The following is a 14945-nucleotide window of genomic DNA, read 5'->3' as shown; positions in this document are numbered from 1 at the left end:
ACCAACCATTCCCGCCCGCAACACCTGGTCGACGGGTGCTCAAGGTGGCGTGCCCGCGCGACTTTGGGCACGGCTCAGCCGTGTGCGCGGGATGAGGGTGGTTGAGGGGTGCTCGAGGTGCGGCGGGTGACGTCGTCCAGGAGTTGTTGGAGGGCGGTGGCTAGGTGGGTTCGGGCGTCGGGGGTTAGGGAGGCGACTAGTTCGGATTCGCGGGTTAGGACTTGGTCGACGCTGCGTTCGATGAGGGCGTGGCCGGCTGGAGTGAGGGTGACGACTACGGCTCGGGTGCCGTCGGGGGCGGGGTGGCGGGTGACCAGGCCGGTGTCTTCGGCTCGGGTGACGCGTTGGGAGATGGCTCCGGCGGTGACGAGGGTACGGCGGGCTAGCTCGCGGGTCGTGAGTTCGTAGGGGGCGCCTGCTCGGCGGAGGACGCTGAGGAGGTCGAGGGTGGCCGGGTCGATGCCGAGGTCGGCGAGGACGCGGCGGCGGTCGTCGGCGAAGAGTTTGGCCAGGCGCCACAGGGGCGTGACGATCTCGATGGAGTCGGTGGGGGTGCCGGGGCGCTCGCGTTCCCAGGCGCGGGCGATTTCCGCGGCGGGGTAGGGGCTGGGGCCGTCGAGCGGGTAGGTGTCGGTCACCCGGCCATGCTACGTTTAGAGCTAAACATTTAGGTCTAAATGTGAGGATAGGGCGATGCGAACGATCGTGGTGACCGGGGGAGCGACCGGAATCGGCCGGGCGACGGCGGAGCTGTTCCGGGCGGACGGTGACGAGGTGGTGATCACCGGTCGCCGGGCCGAGACGCTGGCCAAGACTGCCGCCGAGATCGGCGCCCGGCCGGTGGTGTGCGACGCGACCGACCCAGCGCAGGTCGAGCAGCTGCTAGCCGCGTTGCCCGGCGAGGTCGACGTACTGGTGAATAACGCCGGCGGCAACACCAACTTCGGCCGGTCGGAAGACAATCTCCAGCAACTGAAGGAGAACTGGCTGGCCAACCTCGAGGCCAACCTGATCAGCGCCGTACTGACGACCGCTGCACTCGCGCCGCGGCTCACCACTGCCGTCGTCCACCTGGGCTCGATCGCCGGCGCCCGGGGAGCCGGATCGTACGGCGCTTCCAAGGCGGCACTCGCGATGTGGAACGCCGACGTCGCGGCCGAGCTCGGTCCCCGCGGCATCACCTCGAACGTCGTTGCGCCGGGATTCACCGCGGAGACCGAGTTCTTCCAGGGCCGGCTGACCGCCGAGCGTCGTCAAACGTTGCTAGAGGCAACGTTCACCAAGCGCGAGGGAGAAGTCGGCGACATCGCGTCCACCATTCATTTCCTCGCGTCCCCGGCCGGCCGCCACATCACCGGCCAGGTCCTGCATGTGAACGGCGGTGCGCTGATTACTCGCTGATCCTGGTGTGCTCCATGAACCAGTTGGTGACCCACGTCGTACCGCCGTCCTCGGAGAAGTCCTGTTGCCAGGCGGACTTGTCGGTCCCGGGCGTCCAGGTGAAGCGGACGTCGATCGGGCGCCCCTCCCAGACGTCCGGCCCTTCGAAGATGCCGATGCCGTCGTCGCCGAAGGAGCCGATCACCGGGGTCTCCAACTGCCCGCGGAGGCTGTTGATCCAGTGGATCGACCACGTCTGCGCCAAAGGGTTGTAAATCCGCAGCGTCGCGCCGCGGAACCCCTCCGTCGGGAACCACCCTTCGTCGAAGCTGATCGCCCCGTCGAAGTACGTCGTCACCTGCATCTCGGACTCGATTTCGTACCACTCGTGCGGCTCGCCGAGAGCAGGGCGGCGACGGCGATTGGCCATCTGCCAACGGCCGACGAGGAAGTCGAAGTCGTCGGTCAGCTTCGGTACGTCGAGCGCCGGGGCGGGCGTCGTACGCCGGGTGAAGTCCATCTCCCAGTTGGTCTCCCACGTCGTACCGCCGTCGTTGGAGTACGCCTGCTCCCAGTGGGCGGTCGTCTCGGTGATGTCCGACCACTCGTAGCTGCACAGGATCGGCTGCCCGTCGACCTCGTCGTCGCCGATCAACCGGCACGAGGTGCCGTCGGCCGACCAGGTGCCGGTCACGGGTGGGTAGAGCTTCATAGTGGTCGAGCTGACCCACCAGATGTTCCACTCACGCGCGACCGGATCGAACAGCCGCACCGAGAGCCCGTAGGTGCCTTTGGACGGGAAGCGCATCTCGTCGATGGAGATCGCGCCGTCGAAATACGTCTTCGCGGTGGTCGTCCCCTCGAAGGTCGTCCACTCGTCGCAGTCCGCGAACACCTTGTCGCGGGTCCGGTGCCGGACGTCGAAGTCGCCGTTCAGGAAGTCGAAGTCACCGGTCACCTTGGTCCATGTCGTCATAAGGACCAGCCTGCCGCGAAAACCTGACAGCGCATGGCAGTATTTCAAGATACTGTCGAAGACATGCGTTCGAGCCGGCTGTTGTCGATCCTGCTTTTGCTACAGACCCGCAGGCAGCTGACCGCGCGCGAGCTGGCCGACGAGCTCGAGGTGTCGTTGCGAACCATCTACCGCGACGTGGAGGCGCTCGCCGCGGCTGGAGTCCCCGTGTACGCCGACCAGGGCCGGGCCGGCGGTTATCGCCTAGTCGAGGGCTACCGCACCCGCCTGACCGGTCTGACCGAGCAGGAGGCCGCTGCGCTCTTTCTGGTCGGTATGCCGGGGCCAGCCGCCGCACTGGGGCTAACCGCCCAGACCAACGCGGCCGAGCTCAAGCTGCTCGCCGCACTGGCCCCGGACCAGCGTGACCGGGCCGGACGACTCAAGAACCGCTTCCACCTGGACATGCCGGCCTGGTACGCCGACGCTGAGACCTCACCGCACCTGTCCGCCGTGGCTGACGCCGTACTGCATGACCGCCGGATCAAGGTCCGCTACCGCCGCTGGTCCGCGCCCCGCGAGGTCGACCGCGTCCTCGAACCGCACGGTCTCGTCCTCAAAAGCGGCAGCTGGTACGTCGTCGCCGCCACCGAAACCGGGATGCGCACGTACCGCGTCTCCAACATCCTCGAACTCACCCCGACCGACGAGCAGTTCACCCGGACCGGCGACTTCGACCTGCCGCAGTTCTGGCAGGACCACCTCCAGTACTTCGACCAGGCACGGTTCACCGCCGAGGCCGTCGTACGGGTCTCTGCCAGCCTGGCCGGCCGCATGTACGACGTGTCGTTCCCACCACTCGTCGCTGCCGTGGCGGCCGCGACTCCGGACCCGGACGGCAGCGTGGTCGTGACCGTCCCGATCGAGTCCATCGGCAACGCGGCCGCGTCGTTCGCACGCTTCGGCCAGTCGCTCGAGGTGCTCGAGCCACCGGAGTTGCGCGCCGAGCTGGCTGCGCTCGCCCGGATCCTGCTGGACCTCTACGAGTCCTGATCGAACGAGCTGACGGCGGTTCGCCCGGCCTCGACGCTCCGCTGGACGAATCCGGCGATCAGCTCGAGTTCGTCTTCGGTGTAGCCGGCCAGTACGGCGTCCATCGCTCCGAGCATCGGCTGGTACAGCCGGAAGACCTCGACCCCGCGATCGGGGAGCAGCCGGATCGTCACGCTTCGCCGGTCGGTCGCGGCGCGGTCGCGAACGATCCACCCGGACCGCTCGAGCCGGTCCAGGATCCCGGTCAGCGTGGCCGGGTGCAGACCGGCCCGCCGGGCCAGCGTGCTCGGGGTGAGCGGGCCGCTGCGCGACAGCACGTCCAGGCAGTCGAGGTCGACGTCCTTCAGCGCCAGCCGGCCACCGACCTGGTGGTTGAGCAGGGCGAGCTGGATCCGCAAGTCGCGGAGGCCGGCCTTGATGTCGTTGCCGGTCCGCCGCCGGTGACGCGCGTCACCTGATGATGTCTGTTCCATAAATTATGAGTTCCGTACTATATGAGTTACAGATGACCTGGAAACCATAACCCAGGAGGGGTACGGATGAGGATCACAGTGTTCGGAGCGACCGGCGGGGTCGGCGGTCATGTCGTCCAGCAGGCGCTCGCGGCAGGCCACGAGGTGACCGCGGTCGTGCGGGCCTCCTCGTCGTACGACGTGCAAGGGATCGAGGTCGTCCGTGTCGCGGGGCTGACCGAGGCGGGACCGCTGCTCGACGCGGTCGACGGCCGGGACGCGGTCATCTCCGGGGTCGGACCCCGCGGTACCAAGTCAGGGCCGGTCGCCTCTGGGAGCACGCGGTCGATCCTGGCCGCGATGGCCAAGACCGGCGTACGGCGGTTCGTCGCGGTGAGCGCGGCGCCGATCGGACCGCCACCGCCAGACGAGAGTTTCCTGAACCGCCGTCTGCTGCTGCCGATGATCAGGGCGATCGCGGCCGACGTGTACGCCGACCTGAGGGTGATGGAAGCGGACATCACGAGCAGTGACACCGACTGGACGATCGTCCGGCCGCCCAAGCTGACCAACAAGGCTGTCACCGGCCGCTACCGCACAAGCCTCGGACCCACGGTCCCGGCCGGCTACCTGATTGGCCGGGCCGACGTCGCGCACCTGATGCTCGCGGCCGCCGCCAACCCGGCGATGATCGACCAGGCTGTCGGGGTGGCGTACTGATGGACAGGCTCGTTCGCGCCGCCAGTCTGGTGTTCACCGGCGCCTTCGCCGGCTTCCTCCTCGGCGTCCTGGTGCTGGAGAACTCGCTGCGCCAGTACGGCGGCGACGTCTACACCCAAGTCCGGCACGTGGAGCTGGATGCCCTCGACACGCTCGCCATCGCCACGCTGATCCCCGCGCTGCTCACCACCGCGATCCTGCTCATTCGAGCGCGCGGCCGACGCCTGGTCCCGCTCGTCGCGCTGGCCCTGCTGGTGGTGGTTCTCGCCACCTCCATCGCGGTCAACCTGCCGATCAACGCCGACCAGGCCGACTGGGTGGTGCAGAATCCGCCCGCGGACTGGGCCGCGATCCGCGACCGGTGGCAGGCGGCCCATCTGGTCCGGACGATCGCCGCGCTGGCGGCCTTCGGGGCCCTGGCCGGAGCCGCGGTGGGTCCCGCCAGGCGGACCTGAGCGGCAGGTTCCTGGCCCGGGCATCTAGGCTGGGCACGCGATGAAGACCTTTGAGGAACTGTTTGCCGAGCTGGGCGACAAGGCACGCACGCGTCCGGAGGGATCCGGGACGGTGGCGGAGCTGGATGCCGGCGTGCACACGATCGGCAAGAAGCTGGTCGAGGAGGCCGCCGAATCCTGGATGGCCGCCGAGCACGAAGGCCAGGAGCGGGCCGCCGAAGAGCTGTCCCAGCTGCTGTACCACGCGCAGGTCATGATGATCGCGCTCGATCTGAAGCTCGAAGACGTTTACCGACATCTGTAGGAGCAGTCACAGACCCACCGGTTCAGTTTCGACAGATTGGGCAGTGCCATGCTGCGCGTCGCAGTACCGAACAAGGGCTCGCTGAGCGAGTCCGCGATCGAGATCCTCACGGAGGCCGGCTACAAACAGCGCCGGACCACCAAAGACCTCTCCCTGACCGACGTCGCGAACGAGGTGGAGTTCTACTACCTCCGCCCGCGCGACATCGCCGTGTACGTCGGCGAAGGCACCCTGGACGTCGGCATCTCCGGCCGTGACCTGGTGCTCGACTCGCACGCCGACGCCGACGTGATCCTCGGGCTCGGTTTCGGCAGCTCCACCTTCCGGTTCGCCGCCCCGCCCGGGACCGCGTCCTCGGTGAAGGACCTGGCCGGCAAGCGGATCGCCACGTCGTACGCCGGAGTCCTGTCCGACCACTTGGCCGAGAACGGGGTCGACGCCTCCGTCGTCCGCCTGGACGGCGCGGTCGAGTCGGCCGTCGCACTCGGCGTGGCAGACGTGATCGCCGACGTCGTCGAGACCGGTACGACGCTCCGCCAGGCGGGGCTCGAGATCTTCGGCGAACCGATCCTGCAGTCCGAGGCGGTCCTCATCAAGCGCCACGGCGTGGACAACCCACCGAACGGCCTGCAGCAGCTGGTACGGCGGCTCGAGGGCGTCCTGATCGCGCGGAACTACGTGATGATGGACTACGACATCCCGGCCGAGCAGATCGACGCGGCGACCGCGGTCGCGGCCGGTCTGGAGTCGCCGACGGTCTCACCGCTCCACCGGGCGGGCTGGGTCGCCGTACGGGTGATGGTGCAGCGGGCCGAGGCGCAGCGCATCATGGACCAACTGTGGGAGGTGGGAGCCCGTGCCATCCTCACCACAGACATTCACGCGTGCCGCATCTGAGATGACCAGCGCCGACCGCTTGTTCATGTTCCATCCGCGGAGCATCGCGATCATGGCGTCGGTGATGGGGTTTTCGCTGATCGCGCTCTTCGGGGTGATCTGGACCCAGTTCGACGACGGCACCCGGGAGACGTTCAGCTGGTTCCAGCGGTTGACGCTGCTGGCGTTCTTCGGCGCCATCCTGTTGCTGCTCTACCGGATGGCCACGGTTCGGGTCACGGCGTACGCGGACCGGCTGCAGATTCGGAACGTGTTCAAGTCGTACACGTTGCCCTGGTCGGACGTCAGTGCGCTGCGGTTCCGTTCGGGTGACGCCTGGCTGCAGCTGTTCGATGCCGAGGGCAACCGGATTGGTGTGCTGGCGATTCAGGCTGCTGAAGGTGGTCGGGCGAGCAAGGCCGCCAAGGAGTTGGCGGCCGTTGCCCGTGCACACGGCGCTGGGCCTAAGCCGACACCCGAAAACTAGTCTCGTGTGACTGACCGGGTTCCAGGACCACCAGGTCCTGCCCGGTCACGAACGCGTCCGGCGGACACGTCATCGGTTCCACGGCGAGCGCCGTACGGCCGATGGCGTTGCCGGTGTAGAGCTGCATCCATGGGGTGTCCGCGCTGAGGGTCGCCCGGGCTGTCGAGTCGGGATCCGACAGGGTGACGGACCATGCGCTGCCCAGGCCGGTGAAGGCGTTGTCGATGTCGAGTTGCCCGAGGACCCGGCGGCCGGTCGAGAAGTCATACGGCGATCCGGTCACTGGCGCCAGGCCGATCGGCGACAGCTGTTCTGGCGAGGTCTTCAGCCAGTGCTTGGCGGTGAACTCCAGCACGCACTCGTCGATCGGCCGACCCACGCTCAGATACGGGTGCGCGCCGTACCCGTAGGGTGCCGCCGTGGTGCCGACGTTCACGGCTGTCGCGGTGACGGTCAGGCCGTCGTCCAGGCGGTACTGCAGGCGGAGTTCGAGCTGATGCGGGTATCCAGGCTGGCCGTGCAGTCGATGACCGGTCTCCAGGTACGACGGGTCGCTGCCGTCGTCGAGGCGGATCCAGTTGGCCCACCGGGTGAGGCCGTGGATCGCGTTCCGCCGGGCCGGCTCGGTCAGGTACAGCTGCTGGTCGACCCCGCCGAACGAATACTTCCCGTCGGTGACCCGGTTCGGCCACGGGAACAGGTGCTGCCCGATCCCCGCATGCGCCGCCTCGTCCTCCCCGAACCCGAGCAGCAGCTCACGCCCCTCGAACGTGAGCCCGCGCAGCCCACCACCCACACTCACCACAGTCCCGGCGTACCCGCCGCCCTCGATCGTCCATTGCTCACCGCTCGGCAGAACGCTCATGGGGTTCATCCTCGCTCATGTCGTCGCAACGACAGGATGTAGTCGTCTACGTAGACCCCGCCGCCAGCGGGGAGCCGCCGCGCGAGCGCCCATCTCATACCTATACGTCCTGTTCTTCGGAGGGCCTGTCCATTTGGGCCTGACCCGTTCGTGGTGATGCTGTAGACACGCCAACAGGAGGTAAGACCGTGAAGTACTTGCTGCTGATCAACGCTGGTGAACTCGACCTGACCGGGGGAGCGGTCGGATGCGAACCGGAGGACTGGATGCGGTTCGACAAGGAGATCACCGATGCCGGGGTGGTCGTGGCGTCGGAGTCGCTGGCGGACCTGGTCACCCAGACCCGGGTGCAGGTGGCCAACGACGGCAAGCGGACCGTGACCGACGGGCCGTTCGCCGAGACCCGTGAGGTGCTCGGTGGGTTCTACGTGATCGACGTACCCGACCTGGATGTCGCGCTCGACTGGGCCGCCAAGTGCCCGGGCTCGCGCGCCGGCGGTTCGGTCGTCGTCCGGCCGGTCGCGGAGTTCCCGGGCGCATGACGATGGACCAGGTCGAGGCAGTCTTCCGGGAGGAGCGCGGCCGGTTGCTGGCCGCGCTGGCCCGGCGGTTCGGCGACCTCGACCTGGCCGAGGAGGTCGCGGCCGAGGCGATCGAGACGGCACTCGTCCGCTGGCCGGTCGACGGCGTACCGCCGAACCCGGGCGGCTGGCTGATGACGACCGCCCGGCGCAAGGCAGTCGACCGGCTGCGCCGGGACCAGGTGTACGCCGCCAAACTCGCGATCCTGCAGGTGGATGCCGACCGAGCCGAACCGCCGCGACCCGGCGGCGAGTTCCCGGACGACCGGCTGGAACTGTTCTTCACCTGCGCGCACCCCGCGCTCGCCCCGGAGGACCGCGGCGCGCTGACCCTCCGCTGCCTGGCAGGACTCAGTACGCCGGAAGTCGCGCGAGCGTTCCTCGTCCCGGCAGCCACGATGGCGAAGCGAATCGTCCGAGCCAAGTCGCGGATCCGCGACGCCCGGATCCCGTTCCGCGTCCCGTCGGCTGATGAGCTGCCGGAGCGGTTGCCCGGCGTACTGCAGGTGATCTACTCCGTCTTCACCGAGGGGTACGCGGCCAGCTCGGGACCGTACCTGCAGCGCCTCGACCTCGCCGAGGAAGCAATTCGCCTCGCGCGCATCCTGCACAAACTGCTCCCGACCGAGTGCGAAGTCGCCGGCCTGCTCGCGCTGATGCTCCTCGTCCACGCCCGCCGCGACGCCCGCACCGGCCCCGAAGGCGAGGTCGTCCTCCTCGAACACCAAGACCGCACCCGCTGGGACCACGACCAAATCACCGAAGGTCGCGCACTAGTCGTCAGCGCGCTGACCGGCGGCCCGGCCGGACCATACGCCGTACAAGCCGCCATCGCCGCCGTACACGACGAGGCGGCGACCTTCGATGAAACCGACTGGCCGCAAATCGTCGCCCTGTACGACGTCCTGTCCGCACTGGACCCATCACCGGTAATCGCCCTCAACCGAGCCGCCGCAATCGCCTTCCGCGACGGCCCCGAGGCCGCCCTAACCCTCCTCGACTCCCTCGCGAACGAACCCCGCCTCCGCGACTACCACCCCTACGCCCTAGCCCGAGCCGACCTCCTCCACCGCCTGAACCGCCGTACCGAGGCAGTCGCCGCCTACCAACAGGCACTCAAACTCGCCGGCTCCGACCCCGAGCGCCACCACATCAGCGCCCGCCTGGCCGACCTCACGGAGACCTCATGAACGACATCCAGCACCGCATCGAGGCTGAGCGCCTCGACCTTGCCGACTTCCTCGACACCCTGACCGACGCGGACTGGGCGGTGACCTCGCTCTGCCCCGCGTGGACTGTCCACGACGTCGTCGCGCACCTCACGCTCTCCACCCGCACCTCGCTGTCCGACGTACTGCGCGGAGCGATCCGTGCCCGCGGCAACTGGGAGCGCATGGAAGCCGACGCAGCTCTTGAGCGCGCGGCCGCGTTCACCCCGGCCGAGCTGATCACCCAGTTCCGCGAAACCGCGGCCTCCACCAAGCGCTCACCCGGCTCCAAACCCCTCGACACCCTCACCGACGCCCTCGTCCACGGCCAAGACATCGCCATCCCCCTCGGCCGCGACCGCCAAATGCCCCTCGACCTCGCCCAAGCCGCCCTCGACCACGTACTGAAGAGCCCCTTCTACGGAGCCCGCAAACGCTTCCGCAACACCCGCCTGACCGCAACCGACACCACCTGGTCGGCCGGCCAAGGCCCCACCGAACTACGCGCCCCCGTCCGAGACCTGCTCCTCCTAGCCACCGGCCGCGAAGCCCGCGCCAACCAGATCATCAACTAGCCCACCTTGTCAGCCGGTGCACCGAGTGCCAGCCTGAACAACCATGGAGACCCTGTACGACGCCGCAGGTGGAATGGACGGGATGGTCCGCCTCGCACACGCGTGGCATGAGCGAGTCCTCGCCGACGAGGTGGTGAGCCACGCCTTCAGCCACGGGTTCCACCCGGACCACACTCAGCGACTGGCGGCGTACTGGGCCGAGGCGCTGGGCGGGCCGACGGCGTACACGGGGGTGTACAGCGACGAGACGACAGTGGTGTTCATGCACAGCGGCAACGGCGAGCACCTGGAGATGGATCGACGTGCGATCGCATGCTTCGACGAGGCTCTGAACGACGTTGGACTAGCCGACCCGTTGAAATCGGTCCTGCACGACTACTTCGCCTGGGCGACGTCGGTGTCGATGGCTCGGTACCACGGCTCGAAAGATCAAGTGCCGGAGGGAATGAGCATCCCGCGATGGTCGTGGGACGGGCTTCAGGAGGCGGCTGAGTCGTGAGGTAGGGCTACCGACTTGGCGACGAGTTCGACGGTCGGGTCGTGCGGAACGTCCGGGTTGCCGTCGACGACTACGTGGGCGCGGTCTCGGGTGGACTGGGTGGCGAAGTGGTCGCGTTCCCAGCGCATCCATTCGAGCCAGTGGTCGCGGAGGGCTTCGCCGTCGCGTTCGATGCCGCGGTCGAGGCGGACCTCGTTGGTGGTTTCGATCCAGAGGCGGAGGGACTGCCAGCCGTCGGCGTCGCGGTCGCAGGAGGTGACGCCTTCGACGATGAGGAGGTCGACGGTGACCGGTACGACGTGGAGTTCGGCGTACGCGCCGGTGTTCCAGTCGTAGCGGCGGTAGCGGCCTTCGCGGCCGTCGGACAGTCGCTGCAGGACGTGGTCGCGGAGGAGGGCGAATCCGCGTTCGGCGCCGGCCCAGCCGTCGTACAGGTCGTCCATGTGGATGACGAACGTGTTCAGGCCGCGGGCGTTGGCGCGGGCCTCGAAGCGGGCGGCGAGGGTGGACTTGCCGGAGCCGGCCGGGCCGTCGATGGAGATCAGCCGGGTCCGGCCCAGCCGCGGGGGCGCGGCCTGGACGTGGTCGAGCAGGGAGTCCAGGGTCAGGGGGGTCTCAGTTGATTCCATGGCGCTTCAGGATGTCCTCGATCTCGTCGAAGTCCGACGAATCCTGCTGCCCACCCTTGGTCTTGGGAGGAGCAGCTTTGGCAGGGGCAGCCGACGCGGGGGCCGGTCCGGTGGTGGTCAGCTCACCGGCGGGCTTCGCCTTGGGTTTGGGCTGCTTGGGCTCCTTCGGGCTGCGGCCGCGGGCGACGCCGGAGACGACGTACAGCACCACCGAGACGCCGAACAGCGCGAAACCGGCCCAGACCGGCGGCGAGAAGATCAGGTGGGTGACCCAGGTGACCGCCGACCGAACCACGTCCCAGACCAGCTCGAGCAGCTTGGTCAGATAGAGCGCAATCGGCAGCAATGACCAGGCCACTCCGCGCGTCCCGGCCGCGAGCCCGCGCCGCCGCCAGGCGACCCACGAGCCGATCAGGCCGAGCAACGTGAGGCCCACGCAGAACGGCAGCAGCGTCAAATCGTTGAAGTCAGGCACATACCCAGGCTCGCACAGTCAGCCCGCGATCCAAGGGGGGAAGAGCCCTGACGCCACCCTGAAACCGCGCTCCGGGGACAATAGGCGCGTGCAACCAGCAGAACGGCGTTTGGCATTCACAGGCTTCGACAACGACGACGGTACGGCGGACGCCGGGCTGGCGGCGGCTCTCGCGGCCGGGGACCACGGGGCGATGCTGGCGGCGCTGACCCGCGCGCGCCTGCTGGTGCCCGTGGTGGCGATGCTCGGCGAGGTCGAGTACGACGAGAAGGGCCTGGCGCACGACAAGACCTCGGACATGGCGGTCGCCCTGCTGCAGGGCCAGGACGGCCGAAACGCCCTGCTGGCGTTCACCGGCACCGAGAGCCTCGCCCGCTGGAGCCCCGAGGCACGCCCGATGCCCGCCCAAACCCAGTTGGTAGCCACCGCCGCCATCCAGGAAGGCGCCGCCGCGATAGTCCTCGACATCGCCGGCCCGGCCCCCGGCGTGATCGAAGAGGACGACGTACGCCGCCTAGCCGCCGGCCTCCAGGTAATCCGCCTCGAAGACGGCACCCACGGCTGGATCGAACCCGCCACCCCCTGATCCCATTTCGCTGGCTAGCCACCCGGATTGGGGGTTCTGCACCGTGGTTATGGGTACAGAACCCCCGATTTGAGTGGCCAGCCAGTCAAATCGCGTTCAGCCGACGGGGGAGGCGAGGGCGTCCATGGGCTTGGGGCGCATGGCGATGCGGCCGGTGATGGCGGTGGTCGGGAGGACCAGGAGCAGTACGACGGCCACCCAGGCGAGCAGGATCCAGGGCGGACCGGCGGGGATCGGCCAGCCGCGGCTCGCGACCGCGATCGGGAGCACGGTGAAGGCGGCCGCGATCAGCCCGATCACCAGCCCGAGGCCGGCGATCACGAGGCCTTCCAGCATGAGCATTCGCGATACCTGTCGGCGAGTTGATCCGGTCAGGCGCTGGAGGCCGAACTCCCGGCGTCGATCCAGTACGGCGACGGCGATCGTGTTGACCGAGGCGATCGCCGTGTACGCGACCGCGATCCCGGCCAGCAGGTAGGCGATATACGCGTCGACTCCGAGACCGGCGTCGTACCCGTCACCTAGTAGCTCCCGGCCGCCGACCGTTGCCCCCGGCCACTTCTTCGCCACGTCGACGGCCTTCTTGTCCGAGGTCTTGATCAGCAGCATGCTCGGCAGCCCGGTCGTGGTGTGCGCGGCCAGCAGGTCGGCGGGCAGTAGCAGCGGTTCGTAGCCCGACGGACCCTCGGCCAGCGCGACGACCTTCACCTTGACCAGTGCGTTGTCGCCCAGCCGCACGCCGAGCTCCGAACCCACGTCCACCTTGAGCTTCTTCGCCGTACCGGGTGGCAGCGCGATCGTCGAACCGCGCAGATCGTCAAGCGAACCCTTGATGACCTTTCCCTCGTACACAGGCCCGCTCAGCCCAAGCAGCGGCCAGGCGTCGCTCGTGTGCGAGTCGTCGTACGGCGCTTCGATCCAGCCCTTGCTGCGGACGAGTTCGGAGACCGCGGTAACGCCGGGCAACGTTTTGGCGTACTCGGTCAGCGGAGCCGGGATGCCGCCGGTCGAGCTGGTGATGACGACGTCCGCGGTGAGGTTGCCGGTCGCGGCCTCGACGGCCGCTTTCTGCTGGGTGGTCTGGGCATAGATGTTGCCAAGGGCAATGGTCGTGGCGATGGTGATCGGGATCAGGATCGCCGCGAACTGCACGGCCCGGACCCGGAGGTTGATCACCGCGAGGACCCCGCTGGTACCGCGCTTCTCTAGTGCAGTAGCTAACCGCGGTACCAGCGAGCGCTGGATCACCAACGGCGCGAGGATCGCCACCGCGATCGATCCGGTCAGACCGGCCGGCCCGCCGATCGCGGCCGCGTTCGTGGGGCTCATGAAGAGGGTGGACACCGCGATCGACACGGTCACCCCGGCGAAGATGAGGCCGAGCAGGATCCGCACCCGACCGAGCGCGACAGCCGGTACGGCGGCCTCCGCGAGCGCCTGGATCGGACGGATCTGCGCGGCCTTGCCGGCGGCGAGTCCGACGGTGACCCGCAGTACGACGAAGGTCAGCAGCGCGGCACCCACGAACGGCAGCGGCCCCTGGTCGAACCGCAGTTGCGAAGGCACGATCCCGCCATCCGCCAGCAACCCGAAGATCCACCGCCCGGCAAACCGCCCGCACAGCAACCCAATCACCAGCCCGAGCACGCCAACCACCATCGTCTCGGCGACCACCATCTTCCCCACCTGCCGAGGCGTCGCACCGCTGGCCCGCAACAACGCCAACTCCCGCCGCCGCTGCCGAACCGACAACCCAATAGTCGCCGAAACCACCAGCGCCATCACCACCGCCACCATCCCCCCGAAAACGCCGGACATGATGATCAACGGCAAACTCGTAGCAATCCCCCGATACTCCGCCACCCCCCGATCGTCACCGCTGTAAGCCTTCACCCCCGCAGGAAGTGTGAGCCCCTCCACCGCCGGCCACACCCCAACCGCATCAGGCGCGGGCGACAGTTGCTCAGCCTCCGAGTCCGCAAAAAACACCGACGGTACTTCGACCTGTCGCTCAGCCACCGCAACCCCAGCCACCGTGTACTCCCGCGGCGTACCGCGCACAATCACGCCGATCCGGTCACCCGGCTCGGCAGACCCAGCCAGCCGCCCATCAAGCACCACCTGTCCCGGCCGAGGCGCGTCACCCACAGTCAACCTGTACGGCGTGAGCTGCGCAGACGCCCACCCATGCCCAATCAACACCTCACCCGCCGCCGCACCGCCCGAGCCATCCCCGCGGCGCGAGCTGTCCGTGCCACCCGAGCTGTCCGCGCCATTGGTACCGCGGGCGGCGTCCGGGCCGCCTGCGCCATGTGAAGCACCCGCGCCGCCCGATCCATCCGCGCCGCTGGAGTTGCGCGCGCCATCCGAGCCACTAGCGCCGTTCGACGCGCCTGCGCCACCCGAGCCGTTCGCGCCGCGGGATCCGCCGGAGCCGCCCGGGCCGCGGGATCCGCCTGCTGCCTGCGTGACCACGGCGGGGAAGGAGCGGTCGGCGATCACCTTCGCGACTCCCGGCGTACTGGCGAGCTTGTTCACCAGGTCTGCGTCTACTCGGTGGCGTTCGGGGAAGGCGGCTGCGCCTGAGCCGTTCGGTGGGTGGTAGGCGGGGTCGCCGGTGATGACCACGGGCGCCGCCGCGAGGCGTTGGGGCGGGGCATTCAGTCGGAGGCCGGTTTCGAGGAGACCGCCGGCGGCGGCGAGGAGGGCGCTGCCGAGGAGGAGGGCGACGAAGATCGCCAGGAAGGCTGCGGTCCGGTGGCGCAAGGTGGTGAGCGCGAGTCGAAACATAATCGGTCTCCGAGGGGTCGTGGCTCAGGGCTGGCGGTCAAGAGGCTGGGGCGTG

Annotated in this window: 19 protein-coding genes; 12 read left to right on the top strand and 7 right to left on the bottom strand. The window is 68.6% G+C overall.

What is annotated here, in order from left to right; genetic code table 11:
* Nucleotides 1-74 precede the first annotated feature (74 nt).
* Complete coding sequence (locus tag ABD231_RS41755) at nucleotides 75-638, bottom strand: MarR family winged helix-turn-helix transcriptional regulator (protein ID WP_344165953.1); 564 nt, start codon at nucleotides 636-638, stop codon at nucleotides 75-77.
* 55 nt (nucleotides 639-693) lie between these two features.
* On the opposite strand from ABD231_RS41755, the gene ABD231_RS41750 reads away from it, so the two are divergent.
* Entirely contained in the window at nucleotides 694-1401 is a 708-nt protein-coding gene (locus ABD231_RS41750; protein WP_344165951.1) for an SDR family NAD(P)-dependent oxidoreductase, read from the top strand.
* Here the strand turns inward: ABD231_RS41750 and ABD231_RS41745 are convergent.
* Nucleotides 1391-2356, bottom strand: coding sequence for a hypothetical protein (locus ABD231_RS41745; RefSeq protein ID WP_344165949.1), 966 nt, complete (start codon nucleotides 2354-2356; stop codon nucleotides 1391-1393). The genes ABD231_RS41750 and ABD231_RS41745 overlap by 11 nt on opposite strands.
* A 63-nt stretch (nucleotides 2357-2419) precedes the next feature.
* On the opposite strand from ABD231_RS41745, the gene ABD231_RS41740 reads away from it, so the two are divergent.
* Nucleotides 2420-3388, top strand: a complete 969-nt coding sequence (locus tag ABD231_RS41740; protein ID WP_344165948.1) for a helix-turn-helix transcriptional regulator — start codon at nucleotides 2420-2422, stop codon at nucleotides 3386-3388.
* Here ABD231_RS41740 and ABD231_RS41735 read toward each other — a convergent pair.
* Nucleotides 3376-3861, bottom strand: coding sequence for a MarR family transcriptional regulator (locus tag ABD231_RS41735; RefSeq protein ID WP_344165947.1), 486 nt, complete (start codon nucleotides 3859-3861; stop codon nucleotides 3376-3378). The genes ABD231_RS41740 and ABD231_RS41735 overlap by 13 nt on opposite strands.
* A gap of 66 nt (nucleotides 3862-3927) precedes the next feature.
* On the opposite strand from ABD231_RS41735, the gene ABD231_RS41730 reads away from it, so the two are divergent.
* From ABD231_RS41730 to ABD231_RS41710, 5 genes are read left to right on the top strand one after another with little or no spacing between them, the layout of a single operon-like run.
* Nucleotides 3928-4560 (top strand): NAD(P)-dependent oxidoreductase, encoded by a 633-nt coding sequence (locus tag ABD231_RS41730; RefSeq protein ID WP_344165945.1) that lies wholly within the window; start codon nucleotides 3928-3930, stop codon nucleotides 4558-4560.
* On the top strand, nucleotides 4560-5015 hold the full coding sequence (locus ABD231_RS41725; RefSeq protein WP_344165943.1) for an anthrone oxygenase family protein: 456 nt from the start codon (nucleotides 4560-4562) through the stop codon (nucleotides 5013-5015). The genes ABD231_RS41730 and ABD231_RS41725 overlap by 1 nt, the downstream gene beginning before the upstream one ends.
* A 40-nt stretch (nucleotides 5016-5055) precedes the next feature.
* A complete protein-coding gene (locus ABD231_RS41720; RefSeq protein WP_344165941.1) occupies nucleotides 5056-5319 on the top strand; it encodes a phosphoribosyl-ATP diphosphatase in 264 nt (87 codons plus the stop codon).
* Between the two features lie 48 nt (nucleotides 5320-5367).
* Entirely contained in the window at nucleotides 5368-6216 is an 849-nt protein-coding gene (gene hisG, locus ABD231_RS41715; RefSeq protein WP_344165939.1) for an ATP phosphoribosyltransferase, read from the top strand.
* A 1-nt stretch (nucleotide 6217) separates the two neighbouring features.
* On the top strand, nucleotides 6218-6682 hold the full coding sequence (locus tag ABD231_RS41710; RefSeq protein ID WP_344165937.1) for a PH domain-containing protein: 465 nt from the start codon (nucleotides 6218-6220) through the stop codon (nucleotides 6680-6682).
* On the opposite strand, the gene ABD231_RS41705 is transcribed toward ABD231_RS41710, so the two are convergent.
* Nucleotides 6660-7547, bottom strand: coding sequence for an aldose 1-epimerase family protein (locus ABD231_RS41705; RefSeq protein WP_344165935.1), 888 nt, complete (start codon nucleotides 7545-7547; stop codon nucleotides 6660-6662). The genes ABD231_RS41710 and ABD231_RS41705 overlap by 23 nt on opposite strands.
* Before the next feature lie 188 nt (nucleotides 7548-7735).
* Here ABD231_RS41705 and ABD231_RS41700 point away from each other — a divergent pair, with 188 nt between their 5' ends.
* From ABD231_RS41700 to ABD231_RS41685, 4 genes are read left to right on the top strand one after another with little or no spacing between them, the layout of a single operon-like run.
* Complete coding sequence (locus ABD231_RS41700; protein WP_344165933.1) at nucleotides 7736-8089, top strand: YciI family protein; 354 nt, start codon at nucleotides 7736-7738, stop codon at nucleotides 8087-8089.
* On the top strand, nucleotides 8086-9318 hold the full coding sequence (locus ABD231_RS41695) for an RNA polymerase sigma factor (RefSeq protein ID WP_344165931.1): 1233 nt from the start codon (nucleotides 8086-8088) through the stop codon (nucleotides 9316-9318). The genes ABD231_RS41700 and ABD231_RS41695 overlap by 4 nt, the downstream gene beginning before the upstream one ends.
* On the top strand, nucleotides 9315-9911 hold the full coding sequence (locus ABD231_RS41690; RefSeq protein WP_344165930.1) for a maleylpyruvate isomerase family mycothiol-dependent enzyme: 597 nt from the start codon (nucleotides 9315-9317) through the stop codon (nucleotides 9909-9911). Before ABD231_RS41695 ends, ABD231_RS41690 begins: the two co-directional genes overlap by 4 nt.
* A gap of 43 nt (nucleotides 9912-9954) precedes the next feature.
* Entirely contained in the window at nucleotides 9955-10410 is a 456-nt protein-coding gene (locus tag ABD231_RS41685; protein ID WP_344165929.1) for a group II truncated hemoglobin, read from the top strand.
* Here ABD231_RS41685 and ABD231_RS41680 read toward each other — a convergent pair.
* Entirely contained in the window at nucleotides 10389-11039 is a 651-nt protein-coding gene (locus tag ABD231_RS41680) for a uridine kinase family protein (RefSeq protein WP_344165928.1), read from the bottom strand. The genes ABD231_RS41685 and ABD231_RS41680 overlap by 22 nt on opposite strands.
* Nucleotides 11026-11514: a hypothetical protein gene (locus ABD231_RS41675; protein WP_344165927.1), complete on the bottom strand. Its 489-nt coding sequence runs from the start codon at nucleotides 11512-11514 to the stop codon at nucleotides 11026-11028. Before ABD231_RS41675 ends, ABD231_RS41680 begins: the two co-directional genes overlap by 14 nt.
* A gap of 88 nt (nucleotides 11515-11602) precedes the next feature.
* Here ABD231_RS41675 and ABD231_RS41670 point away from each other — a divergent pair, with 88 nt between their 5' ends.
* Nucleotides 11603-12100 (top strand): SseB family protein, encoded by a 498-nt coding sequence (locus ABD231_RS41670; RefSeq protein ID WP_344165926.1) that lies wholly within the window; start codon nucleotides 11603-11605, stop codon nucleotides 12098-12100.
* A gap of 96 nt (nucleotides 12101-12196) precedes the next feature.
* On the opposite strand, the gene ABD231_RS41665 is transcribed toward ABD231_RS41670, so the two are convergent.
* Entirely contained in the window at nucleotides 12197-14890 is a 2694-nt protein-coding gene (locus ABD231_RS41665; protein ID WP_344165925.1) for an ABC transporter permease, read from the bottom strand.
* Between the last annotated feature and the right edge of the window lie 55 nt (nucleotides 14891-14945).

Source organism: Kribbella yunnanensis, assembly GCF_039529655.1.
GTDB classification, from domain to species: Bacteria; Actinomycetota; Actinomycetes; order Propionibacteriales; family Kribbellaceae; genus Kribbella; species Kribbella yunnanensis.
Note: the sequence above shows the minus strand (reverse complement) of the source record. Positions and strands in the feature narration are given on the sequence as shown.

Excerpts from the sequence above, each read along its gene's own strand:
- ABD231_RS41735 (WP_344165947.1), bottom strand. The coding sequence starts at position 3,861 with ATGGAACAGACATCATCAGGTGACGCGCGTCACCGGCGGCGGACCGGC.
- ABD231_RS41740 (WP_344165948.1), top strand. The coding sequence starts at position 2,420 with ATGCGTTCGAGCCGGCTGTTGTCGATCCTGCTTTTGCTACAGACCCGC.
- ABD231_RS41745 (WP_344165949.1), bottom strand. The coding sequence starts at position 2,356 with ATGACGACATGGACCAAGGTGACCGGTGACTTCGACTTCCTGAACGGC.
- hisG (WP_344165939.1), top strand. The coding sequence starts at position 5,368 with ATGCTGCGCGTCGCAGTACCGAACAAGGGCTCGCTGAGCGAGTCCGCG.
- ABD231_RS41690 (WP_344165930.1), top strand. The coding sequence starts at position 9,315 with ATGAACGACATCCAGCACCGCATCGAGGCTGAGCGCCTCGACCTTGCC.
- ABD231_RS41720 (WP_344165941.1), top strand. The coding sequence starts at position 5,056 with ATGAAGACCTTTGAGGAACTGTTTGCCGAGCTGGGCGACAAGGCACGC.
- ABD231_RS41680 (WP_344165928.1), bottom strand. The coding sequence starts at position 11,039 with ATGGAATCAACTGAGACCCCCCTGACCCTGGACTCCCTGCTCGACCAC.
- ABD231_RS41725 (WP_344165943.1), top strand. The coding sequence starts at position 4,560 with ATGGACAGGCTCGTTCGCGCCGCCAGTCTGGTGTTCACCGGCGCCTTC.
- ABD231_RS41705 (WP_344165935.1), bottom strand. The coding sequence starts at position 7,547 with ATGAGCGTTCTGCCGAGCGGTGAGCAATGGACGATCGAGGGCGGCGGG.
- ABD231_RS41695 (WP_344165931.1), top strand. The coding sequence starts at position 8,086 with ATGACGATGGACCAGGTCGAGGCAGTCTTCCGGGAGGAGCGCGGCCGG.
- ABD231_RS41665 (WP_344165925.1), bottom strand. The coding sequence starts at position 14,890 with ATGTTTCGACTCGCGCTCACCACCTTGCGCCACCGGACCGCAGCCTTC.
- ABD231_RS41750 (WP_344165951.1), top strand. The coding sequence starts at position 694 with ATGCGAACGATCGTGGTGACCGGGGGAGCGACCGGAATCGGCCGGGCG.
- ABD231_RS41685 (WP_344165929.1), top strand. The coding sequence starts at position 9,955 with ATGGAGACCCTGTACGACGCCGCAGGTGGAATGGACGGGATGGTCCGC.
- ABD231_RS41710 (WP_344165937.1), top strand. The coding sequence starts at position 6,218 with ATGACCAGCGCCGACCGCTTGTTCATGTTCCATCCGCGGAGCATCGCG.
- ABD231_RS41730 (WP_344165945.1), top strand. The coding sequence starts at position 3,928 with ATGAGGATCACAGTGTTCGGAGCGACCGGCGGGGTCGGCGGTCATGTC.